The sequence below is a fragment of the Zhengella sedimenti genome (genome assembly GCF_046506625.1).
GTDB lineage: Bacteria > Pseudomonadota > Alphaproteobacteria > Rhizobiales > Rhizobiaceae > Zhengella > Zhengella sedimenti.
In genome coordinates this window covers 79,940-97,642 of the sequence record NZ_JBKFFP010000006.1, presented here as the reverse complement: position 1 = coordinate 97,642, position 17,703 = coordinate 79,940, and the positions used below count along the sequence as shown (strand labels likewise).

The 17,703-nt window shown below is 66.6% G+C and carries 15 protein-coding genes; 8 read left to right on the top strand and 7 right to left on the bottom strand.

What is annotated here, in order from left to right; genetic code table 11:
* Positions 1 to 28: 28 nt before the first annotated feature.
* The 3 genes from ACLB6G_RS16300 to ACLB6G_RS16290 all read left to right on the top strand — a co-directional run bounded on the left by ACLB6G_RS16300 (position 29) and on the right by ACLB6G_RS16290 (position 2,931).
* The gene (locus tag ACLB6G_RS16300) at positions 29 to 823 is read left to right on the top strand and encodes an ABC transporter ATP-binding protein (RefSeq protein WP_410357268.1); all 795 of its coding nucleotides are present in this window, start codon (positions 29 to 31) and stop codon (positions 821 to 823) included.
* A gap of 4 nt (positions 824 to 827) precedes the next feature.
* Positions 828 to 2,180: an MCE family protein gene (locus ACLB6G_RS16295; protein ID WP_410357267.1), complete on the top strand. Its 1,353-nt coding sequence runs from the start codon at positions 828 to 830 to the stop codon at positions 2,178 to 2,180.
* Between the two features lie 169 nt (positions 2,181 to 2,349).
* Entirely contained in the window at positions 2,350 to 2,931 is a 582-nt protein-coding gene (locus ACLB6G_RS16290) for an ABC-type transport auxiliary lipoprotein family protein (protein WP_410357266.1), read from the top strand.
* A gap of 107 nt (positions 2,932 to 3,038) precedes the next feature.
* On the opposite strand, the gene ACLB6G_RS16285 is transcribed toward ACLB6G_RS16290, so the two are convergent.
* A complete protein-coding gene (locus tag ACLB6G_RS16285; protein ID WP_410357265.1) occupies positions 3,039 to 8,420 on the bottom strand; it encodes an apolipoprotein A-IV repeat region-like domain-containing protein in 5,382 nt (1,793 codons plus the stop codon).
* Between the two features lie 323 nt (positions 8,421 to 8,743).
* Here ACLB6G_RS16285 and ACLB6G_RS16280 point away from each other — a divergent pair, with 323 nt between their 5' ends.
* Both ACLB6G_RS16280 and ACLB6G_RS16275 read left to right on the top strand, forming a co-directional pair.
* Positions 8,744 to 9,118, top strand: coding sequence for an Hpt domain-containing protein (locus ACLB6G_RS16280; RefSeq protein ID WP_410357264.1), 375 nt, complete (start codon positions 8,744 to 8,746; stop codon positions 9,116 to 9,118).
* Between the two features lie 100 nt (positions 9,119 to 9,218).
* Positions 9,219 to 9,539, top strand: coding sequence for a 2Fe-2S iron-sulfur cluster-binding protein (locus ACLB6G_RS16275; RefSeq protein ID WP_410357263.1), 321 nt, complete (start codon positions 9,219 to 9,221; stop codon positions 9,537 to 9,539).
* Between the two features lie 16 nt (positions 9,540 to 9,555).
* Here ACLB6G_RS16275 and ACLB6G_RS16270 read toward each other — a convergent pair whose 3' ends face one another.
* Together ACLB6G_RS16270 and ACLB6G_RS16265 are read right to left on the bottom strand one after the other, a co-directional pair.
* Positions 9,556 to 11,076, bottom strand: coding sequence for an AAA family ATPase (locus tag ACLB6G_RS16270; protein ID WP_410357442.1), 1,521 nt, complete (start codon positions 11,074 to 11,076; stop codon positions 9,556 to 9,558).
* A gap of 137 nt (positions 11,077 to 11,213) precedes the next feature.
* Complete coding sequence (locus tag ACLB6G_RS16265) at positions 11,214 to 11,813, bottom strand: DUF922 domain-containing Zn-dependent protease (protein WP_410357262.1); 600 nt, start codon at positions 11,811 to 11,813, stop codon at positions 11,214 to 11,216.
* 173 nt (positions 11,814 to 11,986) lie between these two features.
* On the opposite strand from ACLB6G_RS16265, the gene folP reads away from it, so the two are divergent.
* The 3 genes from folP to folK are packed head-to-tail and all read left to right on the top strand — an operon-like array spanning position 11,987 to position 13,741.
* Entirely contained in the window at positions 11,987 to 12,844 is an 858-nt protein-coding gene (gene folP, locus ACLB6G_RS16260; protein WP_410357261.1) for a dihydropteroate synthase, read from the top strand.
* A complete protein-coding gene (folB, locus tag ACLB6G_RS16255; RefSeq protein WP_410357260.1) occupies positions 12,841 to 13,209 on the top strand; it encodes a dihydroneopterin aldolase in 369 nt (122 codons plus the stop codon). Before folP ends, folB begins: the two co-directional genes overlap by 4 nt.
* On the top strand, positions 13,190 to 13,741 hold the full coding sequence (folK, locus tag ACLB6G_RS16250) for a 2-amino-4-hydroxy-6-hydroxymethyldihydropteridine diphosphokinase (RefSeq protein ID WP_410357259.1): 552 nt from the start codon (positions 13,190 to 13,192) through the stop codon (positions 13,739 to 13,741). The genes folB and folK overlap by 20 nt, the downstream gene beginning before the upstream one ends.
* Before the next feature lie 36 nt (positions 13,742 to 13,777).
* Here the strand turns inward: folK and ACLB6G_RS16245 are convergent, their stop codons facing one another.
* The 4 genes from ACLB6G_RS16245 to ACLB6G_RS16230 form a co-directional block, all read right to left on the bottom strand.
* Positions 13,778 to 14,332, bottom strand: a complete 555-nt coding sequence (locus ACLB6G_RS16245; RefSeq protein ID WP_410357258.1) for a hypothetical protein — start codon at positions 14,330 to 14,332, stop codon at positions 13,778 to 13,780.
* A 98-nt stretch (positions 14,333 to 14,430) separates the two neighbouring features.
* Positions 14,431 to 15,531, bottom strand: a complete 1,101-nt coding sequence (locus tag ACLB6G_RS16240; RefSeq protein ID WP_410357257.1) for a YcjF family protein — start codon at positions 15,529 to 15,531, stop codon at positions 14,431 to 14,433.
* Positions 15,528 to 17,003 (bottom strand): YcjX family GTP-binding protein, encoded by a 1,476-nt coding sequence (locus tag ACLB6G_RS16235; protein ID WP_410357256.1) that lies wholly within the window; start codon positions 17,001 to 17,003, stop codon positions 15,528 to 15,530. Before ACLB6G_RS16235 ends, ACLB6G_RS16240 begins: the two co-directional genes overlap by 4 nt.
* A gap of 93 nt (positions 17,004 to 17,096) precedes the next feature.
* A complete protein-coding gene (locus ACLB6G_RS16230) occupies positions 17,097 to 17,606 on the bottom strand; it encodes a SixA phosphatase family protein (protein WP_410357255.1) in 510 nt (169 codons plus the stop codon).
* Positions 17,607 to 17,703: the final 97 nt, after the last annotated feature.

Genomic DNA, 17,703 nt, shown 5'->3' with positions numbered 1-17,703 from the left:
GACGGAAGCCGGCAGGGGAGCGGACGGGATGGCGCGGGCGCGCGGGCACGAGGTGATCCTCACCGCGCGCGGTGTCACGGTCGGTTTCGGCGAGAAACTGGTGCTGGAAAATCTCGACCTGGATGTCCGACGCGGCGAAATCCTCGGCTTTGTCGGCGCGTCGGGCGCGGGAAAGTCCGTGCTGCTGCGCACCATTCTCGGGCTGACGGCGAAACAGGCCGGTACGATCACCCTGTTCGGGCACGATCTCGATCATCTCACGGAGGAGGAGCGTTTTTCCATCGACACGAACATGGGTGTGCTGTTCCAGCATGGCGCGCTGTTCTCCGCACTGACGGTCAAGGAGAACATCCAGGTACCGATGCGCGAATATCTCGACATGCCGAAGGGACTGATGGACGAACTGGCGCATCTCAAGATCGAGCTCGTCGGGCTGGCCCCGGACGCGGCGGACAAGCGGCCGTCGGAACTTTCGGGCGGCATGATCAAGCGCGCCGCGCTGGCGCGGGCGCTGGCCCTGGACCCGGCCATCGTCTTTCTCGACGAGCCGACCTCCGGTCTCGACCCGATCGGGGCGGCGGAATTCGACGAACTCGTCGCCAACCTGCGCGACACGATGGGCCTGACCGTCTACATGGTCACCCATGACCTCGACAGTCTCTTCTCCGTTTGCGACCGCGTCGCGGTACTCGGTGACCGCAGGGTGCTGGTGGAGGGAACGGTTGAAAGCATGCTGGAAGTGGACCACCCTTGGGTGAAGGCCTATTTCCGGGGCAAGCGGGCACGCCAGATCGTCAGGCGGCCGGCAGGACAGGACGCCTGAAGCGATGGAAACGAAAGCCAACTACGTCACCGTCGGCATCATCACGCTGCTGCTCATCGCGGCGGCCTTCGGTTTCGTCTACTGGACGGCGCGCCCGAACCAGTACGGGGACACCGCGCCGCTGCAGATCCTCATTCCCGGTTCCGCGGCCGGCCTGGACAGGGGATCGTCCGTGATGTTCAACGGCGTGCGCGTCGGGCAGGTGGAGCGTGTCTTCATCGATCCCAACCAGCCCGGACTGGCGATCGCGGAGGCCAAGGTCGACCGCCTCACGCCGCTGACCAAATCCACGACGGCCAACATCGTGATCGCCGGTTTGTCCTTTGCGGCAAACATCGACCTGAAGGGCGGCAACACGGCTGAACCGAACCTGCTGGAGGAAGCCGCCGAGAAGGGCACGGTGGCGCAGATCAGCGCCAATCCGTCGAGCGTCACAAACCTGACCGACACCGCGCAACAGCTGATGGTGCGTGCCGACAAGATGCTTGCCCGGCTCGAAGAGGTGGTCGAGGAGGTGCGCGAGCCGGTTACCAATACCGTGAAGAACGCCGAGACCTTCTCAAAGGCGCTGGCCGACAACGCGCAGGGTGTCGACGATTTCCTGGAAAGCGTCGGTTCGCTTTCGGAAAGCCTGAAAGGCGTCTCCGGACGCCTCGACACGACGCTCGCCGCCGCCGAGAGGATCCTCGACGCGGTCGAGCCCGAGAAGGTGACGAGCATCGTCGACAATGCCGACGGTTTCATGAAGCGCCTGAACGAATCGACCGGCGATCTCGACAGGATCATGGCCGACATTTCCAAGGCATCCGCGTCGCTCGCCGATCTTGGCGGCAAGGCCTCGCGAACCTTCGACAAGGTCGACCGGATCGTTGCCGGCGTGAAGCCGGAGGATATCGAGGTCATGACCGGGAATTTCCGCAAGGCCAGCGAGGACATTTCGGCACTCTCCGGCCGGGTGGCCGCGAAGGGCGAGGATATCGACAGGATCATCACGGATGCGCGCCAGACGATGGAGCGGCTGAACGCCGCCTCGGCCCGCGTCGACGGCCTGTTGGCCAAGGTGGACGGGTTGCTGGACAGCGAAGAGGGCGAGGGACTGTTCGCCGAGGCCCGCGAGACCTTCAAGTCGTTCCGCCAGGTGGCAGATACGCTCAACCAGCGGCTCGGGCCGATCACGGCTGGCCTGTCCCAGTTTTCGACCACCGGCCTGCGCGACGTGGAAGCCTTTGTGCGCGACGGCCGGCGAGCCATTGGCCGCATCGAATCGGCAATCACCAGCCTGGAACGCAATCCCCAGCGCATCATCACGGGCGGAGCAGGGGAGGTGCGGACGATCGATGGCCGTACACGACGTTGACTCCGGCGTCCCGCGGGCGCACAAGGACGGAGGGCGCGATCATGTGGGGACAGGGGGACGGACCGGTGTAGAGGTCCGTAATTGTGGCGTGAGGGTATCCGGGTGGTTGACAAGGTCCGGCATGAGCGCTGACACATTCCGCCCCGCCGGGAGAGCGGTCCTTCGAGGCATGGGTGCAGTCATGCTGGCAGCAGGACTGTCGTCCTGCGCCCTTGTCGGTGGCACGCCAAAGCCGCTCGATACCTTCGATCTTTCCGCAGCCCGGCCACCGGAGAGCGGCCCGCGCACATTGCGCCGCCAGGTCCTCGTGACCGAACCCGTCGCCCTGAAGGCACTCGACGGGGAAAACATCATGCTGCGCCCGGCGCCAGGCGAGATCGCCTATCTCGGCGGCGCGCAGTGGAGCGACCGTCTGCCGAAAGTGATCCAGGCGCGGCTCATCGAGAGCTTCCAGCGATCGGGGCGCATACGCGGGGTCGGCCGTCCGGGCGAAGGCCTGGCCATCGATTTCCAGCTTATCACCGATGTGCGCAGCTTCGAGGTGGTCCTCGACAATGGCGCCGCCCGGGCCCGGGTCGCGCTGTCGGTGCGCCTGCTCAACGACCGCAGCGGCGTCGTCGCGCGCCAGCAGGTGTTCGAGGCCGAAGCCCCGCTGGCCGGTTCGAGCAACGGCGATTATGTGCGTGCGCTGGACGCCGCCTTCAACGAAGTCGCCTCCGGGATCGTCGAATGGGTGCTGCGCGCGATCTGAACGGATCCGCGTGCGCCTGCGGTTCCCGCCGCCTGGACATTGCCCGGAAATGAAAAAAGGCGGCCTTCAAAGCCGCCTTTTCCGTTTGCCGTACCGGGCCCTGTCAATCAGCGCAAGCGGCCGCTGGCATGGGCCAGCATGGTGTAGACCTTGCCCTGTTCGGAGGCGAGGTAGCTCTGGGCGACCGCGGGGTCGCGCTCATTGCGGGTCACGTCGGCCAAGAGACGCTCGAAATCGTCGCAATAGCGGTCCACGACGGTGCGGAATTCGCCGCTGGACTGGTACTTGCTGCGGATTTCATCGAAGGTCTGCTGGCCCTTCAGCGTATAGAGCCGGCGGGTAAAGACATTGCGTTCGCCGTTGGAATAGCGCTTCCACAAATCCATTGCCGCCTCGTGGTCGATCGCGCGGGCGATGTCGACAGAGATCGAGTTCAGCGAATCGACCACCTGGCGCGGCGAACGGGTGTCGGTGGCAGGGCGGCGCGGCGCCGGTGCCTCGTCGGTGGAAGCCCGGCGCAGCAGGTCCTGCACCCAGCCACCCGACTGACCGGCGGATGCCGTTTCGCGCGCCGGCGCTGCCGGCTGTGCGGGCTCGCTGCGCGCATAGTCCGCCGGGGCGCGATAGCGCGTTTCCGACGGCACCGGCGCGGCCGGTGGGGCCGGCGGCGCGACGCTTTCGGCGCGGGCCGGAGGAGCGGGCCGCGGCGCCGGCTGGGCGGGTTGCTGCGACACGCCGAAGGCGCGGCCGGAGCGGGTGACGATCTCGGAAAGTTCCTTCAACGCGTTGATCTGCTCGGAAACGGCCCGGCGCATGGCCGTGGTCGATTCGCGGGCTTCTTCCGGCATGTCGAGAACGCCGCGGCGCAGTTCCTCGCGTGTGACCTCGAGTTCGGAACGGATCGCGCCCGCGGTGCGCCGGATCTCCTCGGTCGCGCCAGAGAAACGTTCCGTCGCCGCGTCGATGACCTGCTGGATGGTCTCGCGCATCTGTTCTGCCGTCTCGCGGGTGCGTCCTTCCGCCATGCTGGCGGAGCGGGAAACGAGAGCCTCGAAGCCGCGCATGGCCTTCTGGATTTCCTCGGACTTGGCGATCAGCCCCGAGGACAGGCTTTCCAACGCCTGCTGGCGTTCCGTCAGCGTGCTGTCGAGCGTGCCCTGGGCGGAGCCGATGACCGAAGAGGCGTTGTTCAGGAGTTCGCCGTGTTCCTCGAGACGGCGGGCCAGAGAGGCGATCTGGGTCAACGCGCCCGTGGACAGTTCGCCAAGCTTGGCGGTGGAGTTTTCCAGGATGGATGCGGAGGTGTTGAACGTCTGGGCCGCGCGTTCGGCGCGAGTGGAGAAGGATTCCGTCGTCGCGGCAAGCTTCTCATCCACCTCGCCGAGATTGCTGCGGGCCATGTCGATGAGCTGGCCGAGACGGGCGTTGGAGGCTGTCAGGCGCCCGATCAGCGAGTCGACATTCTCCGTCAGGGCGCTGCTGGCGCTTTCGACGGCCGACAGCGTCTCCGCCGTGCGGGCCTGAAGCGCGCTGACGAGCGCCTGGTTTTCAGCCCGCAGGCGCTCCGACGCTTCCGCCGTGGCCTGTTCCAGCGTCCGTTTCATCGAATCGCCGCTGGCGGCAAAACGGTCGACCAGCGGACGGGCTTCCTCGTCGAGGATGCGCGAAATATCCGCCGTGCGCTGCGACAGTGTGGCGTTGAGTTCCTCGGCGCGGGCCGAGATGGTGTTCGCCGCATCGCTCGTGCCCTGGGTGATGTGCTGGTTGACGGCCCGGAACGTGCCGGCAATCGCATCGGCCTTGGCAGCAAGCTGGCTTTCGGATTCGGCGACCTTCTCGCCGAGGCGGACAGCGATCTGCTCGGCGCCGTCGGCAAGACGGCGTTCGGCATCGCTGACCTGGTTGCCAAGCCGGCGGACAACGGCGTCGGCTTCTTCCGCCATGCGCGCCTGCAGGTCGGAGAAGATGCCGGCGATGGCCTGCGAACGGCTTTCAAGCTGTTCCGCCGTGGCGGTTGCGCGGTCGAGCAGGCGGCCATCGACGCTCATGAAGGCGTTTTCGATATCGCCGATGGCGGTGCGCACCTGTTCCGCATTGCGGTCGATCATCGCGCCGATATGGGCATCCTTCTCCGCCAGCGCGGTCATGATCGCGTCGATGCGCTGCTGAAGCGCGTTGGAGGAATTGCCGACCGTGTCGGCCAGGACGCGATCGGCATCGCTCAGCGCCTGTTCCACACGGGCGACCGTCTGGCTGGTCTGGCCGTCGAAACGCTGCGTGGCCTCGGAGAACACGCGCTCCAGTTCCGCCGTGCGCTCGGCAATGCGGCGCTCGGCTTCCTCGAAGCTCTTGCCGGTCTCGGTCTGGAGATGGGCGGTCGCTTCCACGATACGGTCACGCAGCGCCTGGGCCACGGTCCCGGCGCTCTGTTCGAGCGCCTTGCGCACATTGTCCACGCCGATCGAAAGCGCCCGCTCCATGGTGGAGGTGCGTTCCTCGATGACGCCCGACTGGCGCAGGAAAGCCTGTTCCAGTTTCTCCACGTCCTTCTCGACATCGGCAGTGATCTGGCCGCGAATGGCCTGGAAGTTCTCCAGGTGGCGCGAGATCGCATCGCGGAAGGCGTCGCGATCGTCACCGGCACGGGCGAATTCGCCGGCCATGGCGTCGAGGATCTGCTGGCGATGACCTTCGATCTTCGACACTTCCTCGCCGACAAGGGCCGCGATGCGGGCACGGTCGGCCTCGGCACGGGAAATCTCGTCGGAGATGAAGCGTGCAAGCTGGTCGCGGCTCTCGGCGGTGCGGGCGAAATCGGCAGACAGTTGCTCGGCCAGCCGGTCGCGCGCGGCGGCGGCCTTCTCCACATCGTCGGCAAGCAAACCGCCGATCTGCTGGCGCGCATCGTCAAGCCGGACGGCCAGGCGATTGGCGGTCTCGTCAAGCTGCCCGGACAAGAGGTTGAAGGTCTCGTTGAGACGGCCGGCCATGGATGTGCTGGTCTGGTCGAGGCGCCCGGAAACCTCGCTCGCCGTCTCGTCGAGGCGAACGCGGATGACCTCGGTATTCTCCGAAAGCCTTGCAATCACCTCGTCAGCCACCGAATCGAAGCGCCCGCGGATCGTGCCAGACGTTTCCTCCAGCCGGCCGGTGATTCCGGTGGCTGTCGAATCGAGCTGGCCGCGCACGGCGTCGGCCGTTCCCGACATCCGTTCGGCGAGCGTATTCCCGGCCTCGTCTATCTGCCGGGTGACGGAACCGGCCGTCTCGGCGAGATTGTTGCGGATGGTATCGGCTGCCGCTTCGACGCGCGACACCAGATTGCCGGATGTTTCCTCCACCCGTCCTGCCGCTGCCTGCGCGGCACCGTCCAGCCGGTCCGACAACGCGCCCGTCGTCTCCTCGAAACGCCCGGCAATCGCCGCGGTCTTTTCCTCGAAGGTGCCGGAAATGGCGGCGGTGCGCTCTTCAAGGCTGCCGGTGATGGCTGCCGCGTTCTCCTCCAGGCGGCTGCGCAGGGCTGCCGTCTTCTCGTCCAGCAAGGCGCCGGTGGAGGACACGAGGCCGCTCATGTCCTCGCCGATGGCGGTCTTGCCCTGTTCGATGAGCGCGGACACCTCGTCGCGCCCGGCAGTGAATGTGCCGGCGATCTCGCGGGTGCGCTCCAGGAGCGATTCGTTGATCTGGCGCGCCCGGGCTTCGAGCGCATCGTTGAGGCGCTGGGTGCCGGTATCGAGCGCCTGGGCACGGGTCTCGAATTCGCCGATCAGGGCCTGGCCGCGTTCTGCCAGCGTGGCCTGGATTTCGCCCAGGCGGCGGTCGAACTCGCTGTTGAGCGAAGCGGAGGTGTCGCCGAGCAGGGAGACCAGGCCGGACCCGCGCTGCTCGAGCATGGCGTTGAGGGCATTCGTGCGTTCTTCCAGCGCCGCCGAAAGGCTGTTGGTCCGGTCGTCCAACGCGGACGACAGCGAACCGGTGCGCTCCTCCAGAACCGACGAGAGGCGGCCCGTCTTTTCCTCGATGACGGACCCCAGCGTGCCGGCGCGTTCGTCCAGCGCGGACGACAGCGAGCCGGTGCGCTCCTCCAGAACCGACGAGAGGCGGCCCGTCTTTTCCTCGATGACGGAACCCAGCGTGCCGGCGCGTTCATCGAGCGCGCTCGTCAGCGTCGCGGCGCTCTGGTTCAGGCGTTCAACGAGCGCACGGGTGCGCTCGTCGAGCGAGGCGGTCAACGTTCCGGCAGCGGCTTCCGTGCGTTCGCTCAGGGTGGCGATCCGCGTGTCGAGAAGGCTCGCGAAGGCCTCGCCAGAGGTCGAAATGCGGTTGGTGATGTCGTCGGTGCGCTCGTCGATGGAGCGGAAGATCGACGAACCGCTGTCATTGATGCGGCTGACCAGGTTCTCGCCCGACAGGTTGATCTGCGTGGCAAGTTCGCGTGCAGCTTCGAGAACATTCGTGCGGATGACTTCGGAGGACCGCGACATCTCCTCCTTCAACTGCTCGTGCGTGCCGGCAATGGAGGAGCGGACCCGCTCGGCGTGGGAAATCACCGCCTCGCGCTCGTTTCCGAGACCGTCGACCAGGGTGCGGATGCGGATCTCGTTGTCCGAATAGGCACGCTCCAGTTCATTCACCTCGGAATGAACCAGCGTCTCCAGTTCGACAGCGCGCGCCAGTGTACGCTCGATACCCTCGCCGAGCGCCTGCACCTCGCGGCGGACAGCCTGGCCGACCGTGGCCACGCGGTCGGTCGCAAGGTTCTCGGGTTCGGCCAGCCGGTAGGCGATCTCGGTCATGCTCTGGGCGGCCAGGCGCATGTCCTGGGCGCGGCGCACCATGACGCCGAATGCCCAGAACATCATGCAGGGCACGATGATCGCGACCGCAAGCCCGATTGCATAGGGCGTCGTGGCGAATTCCTGGAACGAGGCGATCTGCCAGATCTGCGGCGAGAAGAGCATGTCGCCGATGGCCATGCCGCCGAGAATCCAGATCACGCAGAGACCGGCGATGACCCAGTAGATCGCCGTGGAGGAGCGCCGGTTCATGGCCTTGATCAATGCGCGATGGTCGCGCTGGCGGTCGTCGTTGGCCGCGGCGATGCCCGAGGGCTGGCGCGGCGCGGTTTCCTGGCGGACGGTTTCGGCCTGCGCCGACGGCTTGGGCTTCAGGGCGGCATCGGCGGCCGGGTCCATGACCGGCTCCGGTCCGCTTCGCGCCTTTGCAGCGGCCGCACCGGCCGCCGCCCCTGCAGCGGCGGCTGCAGCCTCGCCACCAATCCCGGTGCCGCTTTCGGCCTGGCCCGCCGAAACGATCTCGCCGGCAGCGGCATCGATTCGCGCCTCGAATTCATCGAGGGAATCGCCCAGGTCCAGGTCGATATCGCCGACATCATCGGCATCGAGATCGAAATCGATGTCGAATTCGTCTTCCAGCGCCGAATCCACTGCCTTGTCCAGATCAGCCGTCTGCTTGGGTGTCGTCGCCATAACGCATACTTTCTTTCTTGCAGGGTCCGTTTGCCGGTCCGATGCAGCCGGAGCCTGAATCCGGACGCATTTCGAGCCCCACGTTACTCAACCTTTCGTATCGTAGTGGCACACCACCGGAATTGAAACCGCCAAACGCGGCGATGCTTAAATGTTTAAACATAAGGTTAACAGCCCATGTCCCCCGCCACTGCCGGAGCGGATTTTTTCCCGGCCAATTCGGGCAAAAGCATGAAAGAGGTGCAGCGCATTGGCGCCGTTAACCCGATGTCCACAGCCATCGGGAGACAATGCCCGGAGAACGGACTAGCGGGGACAGCGTGATGGCAGCTTCCAGGATGGAAACCGTGGCCTTCGACCGGCCTGGCGGAGAGACATCCCCCAAGGCCTGCAGGAGGCCGATCGACATGGATCAGCTTCACAAGCAGACGTTCGGCGACAGGGCCCTTGAGCAGGAAGTGCTGACCCTGTTCACACACCAGGCCGGACTGGTGCTGGAGACCATCGCCACGTCGGACGCGGCGGCACGCAAGCGGCTGGCCCATACGCTCAAGGGGTCGGCGCGAAGCATTGGCGCATCGGGCCTGGCAGTCCTTTGCGAGCGGCTCGAAACCGCGCCGACCGACAGGCGGACGATCGCCGCGCTTGCGCGCGAAGTGGGCGCCGTGCGCGATTTCATCGCCTCCATCTCCCGTTGACGCGGAATTCAACGCCTGCGGCCGCGGCGCGAGTTGACTTGCGGCCTTGATGGGTTAGAGCGTTCGGCAAGTCGAAATTCGAACGATGGACCCGGAGGCCATGACCCAGATCATCTTCGTCACCCATGACGGTGTGCGCCACGAGATCGACGCCGAAAACGGCACGACCGTGATGGAAAACGCGATCAAGCATTCCGTCCCCGGCATCGAGGCCGAGTGCGGCGGCGCCTGCGCCTGCGCAACCTGCCATGTCTATGTGGACGAGGCCTGGTCGGGTGTGACCGGCGCGCCGCAGGCCATGGAAGAAGACATGCTCGACTTTGCCTATGAGCCCAAGCCGACCTCCCGGCTGTCCTGCCAGATCATCGTGTCCGACGCCCTCGGCGGCTTGGTCGTACACGTTCCGGAACGGCAGGCCTGACGTCCAGGCCTGCGCGTCACTCGGCGGCCGTCCGCGCGGTGGCGAAAAGATCCGGGCCTTCGGGGTCACCGGGCGCGGTTTCGGCATCGAGGTCCGGAAATGCGACGATGCGGCGGCCCTTGAGGTCGTTGCGCAGCACCACGAGTCCGTTTTCCTCGAAATAGGTCAGGAAACGCCGCGCGCGGCGCGGCGAATGGGTGCCGTAAGCCCGTGCCAGCGTCGCGTCCGACGGGCAGGGCTCGCGCTCGATCGCCGCGCGCGCGACGAGCAGGAAAACCCCTTGCAAGTCCTCGGGAATGTTGCGGGACAGGTTCACGGCCGTCGCCCATTCCTCTGTCGCCGCCGTCGTTGTTCCAGCGCCGGCGCGCGCCACGGCCAGCCGGTTGCGGAAAGCCCCCATGGCGGGCGCCTCGCCGGGAATGCGGCGGATGCGGCAGCGCACGAGAAAGTCCTGGTACAGCTCCGCATCGGTGCGGAAACCTGCTTCCGGATCGGCCATGATTTCGGCCATGACGGCATCGAGACCGGCCTCGCGCGCGGCTTCATCCACGGGGGATGGCGGACCGTCGCCAGCAACCGCGTCCCCGCCGGCCTGGGCGGCGGCACGGGCAAGCTGCTCCAGGATGCCTTCTGACGGAGGGGGCGGGGCAGGACGCACCGTCCTGCGGACGGGCCGGGCGGCCTCCATGGCCGCGTCCTTCAGGATGAGATCGCGGGCATCGGCCGGTGTGTCGGGTAACGGCACGAGTTTCGGGCTGGACGAGCGGGCCGCCGTTTCCACGGCGCCGATGACATAGGGCACCGGGCGGCGCGACAGGGCAGGGCCGAGAGCCACGAAATGGCCGCGCTTCAGGTCCCGGAACATCTCCGCCTGGCGGCGCTCCATGCCGAGCAGGTCGGCGGCGCGGGCCATGTCGATATCGAGGAAGGTGCGGCCCATCAGGAAGTTCGAGGCTTCCGCGGCGACGTTCTTGGCCAGCTTGGCGAGGCGCTGCGTGGCGATGACGCCGGCCAGCCCGCGCTTGCGGCCCCGGCACATCAGGTTGGTCATGGCGCCAAGCGATGCCCGGCGGGCATCGTCGGAGAATTCCCCGGCTGCGACGGGTGCGAACATCTGCGCCTCGTCCACAACGACGAGCATGGGATACCAGTGATCGCGGTCGGCATCGAACAGGGCGTTGAGGAAGGCGGCGGCGGCGCGCATCTGTCCCTCGATCTCGAGGCCTTCGAGATTGAGCACGGTGGAGACGCGATGCTGGCGCACCCGCTGGGCGATGACGTCGAGTTCCTCCAGCGGACGGTTGGCATCGACGACGAGATGGCCGAACCGGTCGGCCAGCGTGACGAAATCGCCCTCCGGGTCGACGATGCTTTGCTGCACCCAGGGCGCGCTCTGTTCGAGCAGCCTGCGCAAAAGGTGCGACTTGCCCGAGCCGGAATTGCCCTGCACCAGCAGGCGCGTGGCCAGAAGCTCTTCCAGGTCGATCAGTGCGGACGCGCCCGCCGGCGCGGTTCCCATGTCGATTTCGATCTTCATCGGCGAACAGGTCGTTTCGGTCAGGGGCCTTGCCGAATCGGCGGTGCCCGGTTTCACCCCTCCTGTTGCCAAGGCCGCCGGCGCCGTTCAACCCGTGCCCGTATCGGCGGCCGCGCTAACCCACAGACGATTTCGGCTCAGTTCACCGCGCGCTTGCGCTCGGCAATGAGCTTTCTGAGCCGCCGTTCGAATTCGTTGCCTTCCTTGCGATCAAACGCGGCGTGAGCATCGTCGTTGCGCTTCATGATACGGGTGGTGATGGTCTCGACGCGCGCTTCGAGAGCCTTGCAGCCATCCGGCGAGGACAAACCGGTCAGCGCGCGTTCGAGCTGGCGCGCATGACCGGCGGCGATGTCGGCGTGGTGCTTCTCGTGGCGGCGTATGTCGGCGTCGAGCGCATGCCAGAAGCGCGCGGTATCGGCGCTTGCGCCCGCTGGCCGCTTCCAGCGCGGCAGCGTCATGGTCGCAACGAGGCGGACATGGGCGCCGGAGACGCGGCAGCCACGTTGGGTCTCGACGTAGTCGACCCGCGTGTTGAACTCCATCCGGGTTGCGGCCGGGTGGCCCTTGTGGCCGCCAAGCCTGGGACCCCGGCTGGCAAGCTGGCGTTCAATGGCCTGCACCGTGGCGCCACCGATGTCGTAGTGGCGTTCGATCATGCGGATGTCAGCGGCCGGCGCCTGCCCGGACCACGCCATGGCAAGCAGAACGGAAACGGCGAAGGAACGAAGCGTCATGGATGGCTCCCCGGAACCGCCAATGTGGTCCGGCCGGGTTTCAAAAGCAAACGCTTTGGCGGGCGGAGGCCGTTTCGCCGCAGGCGCAAAAGGATTTGATTTTCGTCGCGGCCGCCCCCAAAAGGATGGCGTAACTCACCGCGAGCCGGTCTTGCCGCGACAAGGAACCCGCCATGAAACCGAGAACCTGGCAGCTGGCCCATGGCCGCAGCCTTTGTCTTGCCGGCGAGGGCCTGCTGATGGGAATCCTCAATGTCACGCCGGATTCCTTTTCCGACGGGGGGCGTTTCCGCGGGCCGGACGCCGCTGTCGAAGAGGCCTTGCGGATGATCGAGGCTGGTGCGGCGATCATCGACATCGGCGGTGAGTCGACCCGTCCGGGCGCCGAAGCGATCAGCGCGGCCCAGGAGCAGGACCGGGTGCTGCCGGTCATCGAGGCGCTGGCGGACGCGGACGGGCCGGTGCTGTCGGTCGATACCTATCGCGAGGAGACGGCACGGCTGGCGGTGGCGGCCGGCGCGCATGTCGTCAACGATGTGTGGGGTTTGCAGCGCGAGCCGGATATCGCCCGGCTGGCGGCCGAAACCGGTGCGGGCCTCGTCATCATGCATACCGGGCGCGGGCGCAAGCGCCTGGCCGACGTGATCGCCGACCAGCATGTTTTTCTGGAAAGGTCCCTTGGCATCGCACGAGCGGCCGGCGTCGCCAGGGAACAGATCATGCTCGATCCGGGTTTCGGCTTCGCCAAGGACCCGCACGAGAATTTCGCGCTGATGGCGCGGTTCGAGGAACTGCATGCGCTGGGCTATCCGCTGCTGGCGGGCACATCGCGCAAGCGGTTCATCGGCCACGCGACGGGGCGGGAAGCGGATGAACGCGATCCTGGCACGGCCGCCACGACGGCGATCCTGCGGATGAAGGGCGCTGCCGTAATCCGGGTGCACGATGTCGCAATCAATCGGGATGCGATGCGCATCGCGGATGCGATGATGGCCGAGGATCCAGAAATGAGGAAAAAGAGCCAGCCATGAGCGTCTACACGATACGCATGAAGAATTGCGCGTTCTTCGCCCGTCATGGCGTCCATGACGAGGAGGAGGCGCTCGGCCAGCGTTTCTATGTCGACGCCACGCTGACGGTGAATGCCGGCGATGCGCTGGTCCGCGATTCCATCGGCAACACGGTCGATTACGGAACGGCATTCTCGGCCATCGAAAAGATCATCACCGGCAAGCGGCGCTACCTGATCGAGGCACTGGCGCTGGAATGCGCCAAATCCATGTGCGAGCACTTCCCGCAGATCAGCCATGCCGAGATCACGGTGCGCAAGCCCAACGCGCCGGTGCCCGGCGTTCTGGACCATGTCGAGGTGACGGTTGCCTGGCCTCAGGACTGACCCCCGGCACGCCGTCTGGCTTGGCCTTGGCGGCAATGTCGGCGATGTCGAGACGGCCATGGCCGGTGTCCTGCAGGCGCTGGACGCGCGTGGCGATACCTGCGTGACGGCTGTCTCCGGGCTTTACCGGACGCCGCCCTGGGGTGTCACCGACCAGCCGGACTTCCTGAATTGCTGTGCCGCCATCCAGACTTCGCTGGAACCCCGCGCCCTGCTGGAAACCTGTCTTTCGCTGGAGCGTGACTGGCGGCGCGAACGCACGCGCCGCTGGGGACCGCGCACCATCGACATCGACATCCTGGCCCATGAAGGTCCGCCGGTGGATGAACCCGGCCTTGCCATCCCCCATCCGCGCGCCGCGGAACGCGCCTTCGTGGTCGTGCCCCTTGCGGAACTGGCGCCGGATCTTCTGCTCGACGGCGTTGCCGTCGTGGCGCTGGCCGCAAGGACAGACCGCCAGGGCATGGAGCGCCTTGCGCGCCCCGGTGACTGGTGGCTCGGCGGTTGCGCAAAGGAAAAAGCCGGCGCGTGAGGCCGGCTTGTCCTGTACCGCGGCCGCCGGGCGCTGTCAGCGCTTGATCGAACCGGTCGTCGCGGTGTCGGTGCGCTTGAGGCTGATGCCGATGACAGGGACCATTTCCTTGTCGACCTTGACGGAAACGGTGACGTTCATGGCGTCCTTGCCGGAAAGGCGCGCCAGCATGGCGCCGCGCAGCTTGTTGCGGACCAGGGAAAGTACGACGCGCTCGCCGTCGACATTGCCCGAGACGACATCAAGGCCCTTGCCCTCGGCGCCGTCGAGGAACTTGCCGCGATAGCCACGTCCGCGCTTCTCGATGCTGGCCTGCATCTTCTGTGAGAAGACGCCGACCCGGCAGCTGCCGTCCAGCGTGACGCCGACGCGCGAACCGGGCGCCTCGCCGGTGAAGTTGCAGACGAATTTCGTGCCCTTGTACTTGCCCGCGACAATCTCGCCGGGACCGGACCACTCGCCGGCCAGCGAACGGAAGAACGCATGGTCGCGGTCCGCGGCCACCGCGCCGTCCATCGTGGCGGAGGTGGCGGCCAGCAGGATCGTGGCAATGGCGGCAGCGCTTCTGAGCATGGAACACCCTGTTGGCATGGCGAAAGCAGATGGGCCGGATGATCACCAAGAATGGTTAAGGCTTTCTTGTCCGGATGCTCTCACAGTGAGCGAGTCCCCGGCCTTGCGCAATCCTTTCACGACTTTCCACCGGTTCCGGCTCCGGACGCCGGACCGGAAAGGCGCGTCAGTGTTGCGAGGATGCCACTCAGGCCGGGCCGCTTGCGGGCCGAAAAGGGCATTGGCCGGCAGGCATCCATGGCGGCCAGGCCGATTCGCGCGGTCATCAGTCCGTTGACGATGCCTTCTCCGAGACGGGCCGACAGGCGCGATGCCAGGCCGTGGCCGAGTACCTGGCCGACGATGCTGTCGGTGGCAGCGAGTGTGCCGGTCACGGCCAGATGCGACACCACCGAGCGGGCGAGCCTGAAGAAGCCGAGCGTGCCAGGTCGGCCGCCATAGGTCACGGAAATGCGCCGGATGAGCCGCGCGGCTTCAAACAGGACATAGCCGAGATCGACGAGCGCGCGCGGGCTGACGGCGGTGACGACCGAGACGCGCCGCGCCGCCTCGACGACGAGACGGGTCGCCTCGTCGTCGAGCGGGCCAAGGAGATCGGTTTCGGCAAGTGCCAGAAGGTCCGGGCCATCGACGATTTCCCTTTCCTGACTGGCAAGCAGGGCGCGGCCGGCCCGGGTTTCGGGCTTGTCCTTAAGGAGCGCGACAAGACCGTCGATCACGGCCCTGGCCTTCTTTGTGTCGCGATGGACCAGCGCGTCGGCGGCTTCCGCCTGAAGCCGGGCAATGCTCGAAAGCCTGCCAAGCGCCAGCATTTCCCGCAGGACAATTCCCAAAAGGGCAAGCACGGCGAGGGCGGCGAGACCTGCCGCCGTCCAGCCGAGCCAGTCTGCCCGGGAGAAAAGGTCGCGAACGAGACCGTCGATCCAGAGGCCGGCAGCCAATGCGACGAGCATGCCGAAGGCGGCAGCAAACAGGCGGGCGAAGGAAAAGCCACGGGCCGGGGGCGGCGGCACCGGCACCACCTCGTCCTCCAGCGCCTCGGCCAGGAAGGGATCTTCGGCTTCAGGCGTCACTTGCGCCAGGGCATCGCCGCTGACGGCTGCGGGCTTGCGCTTTCGCCCGGCATCGCGCGAAGCGCCTTCGCGGGGCCTGGACGGGGCCTCGTCCGGTTCGGCCGCGACGGAAAACGCGGCCGGCTTGCGCCTTGGGTCTGTCATGCCAGCTTGTCTCCGATCAGGAACTGGAGGGCCCGGTCGAGGCGGATATGGGGCAGGGACAGCGTGATCCCCTCGGCGGTGCGTTCGAGCCGGGGCGGGCGAAAGCGTACGAAACGCAGCATGTCACCGTTGTTCCGGTCTTCATCGGTCCCGGCCTGTTCGAAAACCGGATCGGGATTTTCCGGCAAGTCGCCGGGAAAAACAGCTGTTTCGCGCACGCCGTCGAATGTTTCGTCGCCGATCCGCTCCCCGGCCAGGGGCTGGCCGATGATCACCGGAAGGGTTTCGCCGTCCTGCCTGACAGTGCCCTCGCGGGTTGCGCGCACGGCCGCCATGGCAAGCACGTCGACCTCGGCACCGGAGAAGCGGGCGCGTTCGGCCGCGCGGTCGACGAGGCGGCGGACGATGGCCTGCAACCGGTCATGGCTCTCGTGGTGAATGTGGTCGGCCTTGGTCGCGGCGACGAGAATGCGCTCGATGCGCCGCGAGAACAGGCTGGTGAGAAGATTGCCGCTGCCCTGCCGGAAGCAGGCCATCACGCCGGTCAGCGCGCGTTCCAGATCGGCCAGTGCGGCCGGGCCGGCGTTCAGCGCCTGCATGGCGTCGACCAGCACGATCTGGCGGTCGAGGCGGGTGATGTGCTCGCGGAAGAACGGCTTGACGACATGGGTCTTGTAGGCCTCGTAGCGCCTTTGCATCATCCCGGCGAGGCTTTCCCTGGCCAGGGGCTTTCCGTCTTCCAGCGGCAGCGGTGCGAAGGTGAGCGCGGGTGATCCCTCCAGGTCTCCGGGCATCAGGAAGCGGCCGGGCGGCAGCGTGGACAGGGCGCGGTCATCGGCCCGGCAGGCTCGAAGATAGGCGGTAAAGGCCTGGGCGAGTTGCAGGGCCTGCTGCTCGTCGGCCGGGGCATGGGGATCGACGTCGCCCGCCATGGCAAGCCACGCGGCCGACAGGTCGCGGCGGACCGGGGTGGCGGCAAGGTCAAGCGATTCGCGCGCGAAGGCATGGTAATCCTGCGCCAGCAGGGGAAGGTCGAGCAGCCATTCGCCGGGATAGTCGACGATGTCGATCGACAGGCGCCCGCCAGAGAAAAGGCGGCCCCAGCCGCCTGCCGATTCGTACTCGACGGTCAGGCGCAATTGCGAGACGGCGCGGGTGGATTGCGGCCAGGAACGGTCCTCGACCAGCGCGCGGACGTGGTCCTCGTACTGGAAGCGCGGCACCTGGTCATCCGGCTGCGGCTGGAGATAGGCCCGCTCGATGCGGCCGGACTTGTGCGGCTCGAACATCGGCAGGCGGCCGCCGTGGACGAGATTGTGAACCAGGGCGGTGATGAAGACGGTCTTGCCCGAGCGCGACAGCCCGGTCACGCCGAGCCTGAGCGAGGGATGACCGAGGCCGGCGATGCGCTCTCCCAGCGTGTCGAACGCGATGCGCGCCTCGTCGGTGATCGTCGTCATTGAACTTGCCATGCCGGCGCGCCCTTTTCTCTCACGCGCCGGATATAGGCGCACGGCTCGCGCATTGAAAGGAAGGGAGCGGAAGGAAGAACCGGGCCGGCGGTTTCAGAGATCCTCGGGCGTCATGAAAAGGCGCAGCCGGCCCTTGCCCGGCGCGATTTCGCTGAGCGGCGTCTCGAAATCGATGACGGCGAGCCCGCAAGGCGCAAAACCGTCTTCCATCGTGGCACTGTCGCTTTCACCGCCGCGCTTGGACAGGGCGAAGGCCAGATCCTCCAGCATCGGATTGTGTCCGATCACCATCACCGAATCGCGCCGGCCGCACTCCCGGATGATGTCGACATAGCCGGCGGCGTCATTGCTGTAGAGTTCATCGCGGTACTCGGCCGTGGCCGGATCCATCTCAAGACCGTCGGCCAGGCGTTCCCATGTCTCGCGGGTCCGCCGCGAGGACGAGCAAAGAACGCTTTCGGGACGCTGGCCGTTGGCGCGCATCGCAAGCCCGATCGCCTGTGCGTCATTCTCCGCGCCCCGTTCGAGGGGGCGGTCGAAATCGCGCATCCCGGGCGCAGGCCAGGCCGCGCGGGCATGGCGCATCAAGTACAGCCGACTCATCGGCGCTCCTTTCGCGGCTGTGCCGCCGGTTTCCGGGCTTGAGACAAAAACTGTTCCGATCCGGAAAAATCTGGTAATGGTCCGCCCGCCAAATTAG

Bases quoted from the DNA above. Each gene is read 5' to 3' on its own strand.
- ACLB6G_RS16300 (WP_410357268.1), top strand. From the start codon at position 29: ATGGCGCGGGCGCGCGGGCACGAGGTGATCCTCACCGCGCGCGGTGTC.
- ACLB6G_RS16295 (WP_410357267.1), top strand. From the start codon at position 828: ATGGAAACGAAAGCCAACTACGTCACCGTCGGCATCATCACGCTGCTG.
- ACLB6G_RS16290 (WP_410357266.1), top strand. From the start codon at position 2,350: ATGGGTGCAGTCATGCTGGCAGCAGGACTGTCGTCCTGCGCCCTTGTC.
- ACLB6G_RS16285 (WP_410357265.1), bottom strand. From the start codon at position 8,420: ATGGCGACGACACCCAAGCAGACGGCTGATCTGGACAAGGCAGTGGAT.
- ACLB6G_RS16280 (WP_410357264.1), top strand. From the start codon at position 8,744: ATGGCAGCTTCCAGGATGGAAACCGTGGCCTTCGACCGGCCTGGCGGA.
- ACLB6G_RS16275 (WP_410357263.1), top strand. From the start codon at position 9,219: ATGACCCAGATCATCTTCGTCACCCATGACGGTGTGCGCCACGAGATC.
- ACLB6G_RS16270 (WP_410357442.1), bottom strand. From the start codon at position 11,076: ATGAAGATCGAAATCGACATGGGAACCGCGCCGGCGGGCGCGTCCGCA.
- ACLB6G_RS16265 (WP_410357262.1), bottom strand. From the start codon at position 11,813: ATGACGCTTCGTTCCTTCGCCGTTTCCGTTCTGCTTGCCATGGCGTGG.
- folP (WP_410357261.1), top strand. From the start codon at position 11,987: ATGAAACCGAGAACCTGGCAGCTGGCCCATGGCCGCAGCCTTTGTCTT.
- folB (WP_410357260.1), top strand. From the start codon at position 12,841: ATGAGCGTCTACACGATACGCATGAAGAATTGCGCGTTCTTCGCCCGT.
- ACLB6G_RS16245 (WP_410357258.1), bottom strand. From the start codon at position 14,332: ATGCCAACAGGGTGTTCCATGCTCAGAAGCGCTGCCGCCATTGCCACG.
- ACLB6G_RS16240 (WP_410357257.1), bottom strand. From the start codon at position 15,531: ATGACAGACCCAAGGCGCAAGCCGGCCGCGTTTTCCGTCGCGGCCGAA.
- ACLB6G_RS16235 (WP_410357256.1), bottom strand. From the start codon at position 17,003: ATGGCAAGTTCAATGACGACGATCACCGACGAGGCGCGCATCGCGTTC.
- ACLB6G_RS16230 (WP_410357255.1), bottom strand. From the start codon at position 17,606: ATGAGTCGGCTGTACTTGATGCGCCATGCCCGCGCGGCCTGGCCTGCG.